Origin of the sequence: Chryseobacterium sp. RR2-3-20 (assembly GCF_017808115.1) — a bacterium.
In the GTDB taxonomy this organism is placed as follows: Bacteria; Bacteroidota; Bacteroidia; order Flavobacteriales; family Weeksellaceae; genus Chryseobacterium; species Chryseobacterium oryzae.
In genome coordinates this window covers 1-992 of record NZ_JADQBD010000159.1, presented here as the reverse complement: position 1 = coordinate 992, position 992 = coordinate 1, and the positions used below count along the sequence as shown (strand labels likewise).

Annotated in this window: 1 protein-coding gene; it reads left to right on the top strand. The window is 30.8% G+C overall.

Going from position 1 to position 992, the window contains the following annotated elements:
• Positions 1 to 149: 149 nt before the first annotated feature.
• A complete protein-coding gene (locus IV513_RS15485; RefSeq protein ID WP_209391448.1) occupies positions 150 to 602 on the top strand; it encodes a GNAT family N-acetyltransferase in 453 nt (150 codons plus the stop codon).
• Positions 603 to 992: the final 390 nt, after the last annotated feature.

Here is a 992-nt window from a genome sequence, read left to right as displayed (position 1 = left end):
CCGAAAGGAAAAGCCCAGGAAATTTTTCCACATTTTATTCCCGGAAAAATCTAAAATTGAACTATATTTGAAATAATTTTTAACCCAAAAAAGGTCAACCTATTTTGGTACATGACAGAACCTTACATAAAGGAAGAAAATATTGAAAAATGTATAGTATAAAGCGAACAAATTCTGACAATTTAGATTTTCAAAAATTAGTTTTTGAACTTGACAAAGATTTGGCAATTAAAAATGGTGAGACGAATGATTTTTTTGCTCAATACAATAAAATTGACCTACTCAAAAATGTTGTTGTTGCTTATGATTCTGACCAACCAGTTGGTTGTGGAGCAATGAAAGAATATGAAGAAGGCATTATGGAAATTAAAAGAATGTTTGTTCCCATTGAAAAACGTGGAAAAGGAATAGCAGGAAAAATTCTAACAGAATTACAAGTTTGGGCGAAAGAATTGGGTTATAAAAAATGTGTTTTGGAGACAGGAGACAAAATGATAGAGGCGATAAGTTTATACAAGAAAAACAATTTTTGTATTATCAAGAATTATGGACAATATGCAGAAGTTGAGAATAGTGTATGTTTTGAGAAAGTAATAAACTAAACACAAGAATTTAAAAAAGGGAATACAAAATGTCACACAAAAGAAAAGGTCAATTAACTGTTGCCACAGAATAGGCAAAACATTTAAGAAAATTTCTAAAGCGACAATTTTGGAAAGCAGAACGAAAAGCAGGACAAGTACTTATAACAAAAGAATTAAAAGAAAAAACTACAGCTAACATCGGTTTTATGCAAGTGGGGCTGAAGGAATTCAAATGAACATTTTTGTATATTTGAGCAGTGGGAATTCTAATCAGCTTCAGTGCTAAAAATTCCCACCTGCATAAAGCCGTTTCCCGTTATCTGCAACCTTATATCGTGCATATTCCTGAAATAGGTTGACAAAAAATTCATTAAATATTGTCAAACTATGGAACAAGAAAAATTCAAT

Coding starts and splice junctions, on each gene's coding strand:
- IV513_RS15485 (WP_209391448.1), top strand. CDS start 150: ATGTATAGTATAAAGCGAACAAATTCTGACAATTTAGATTTTCAAAAA.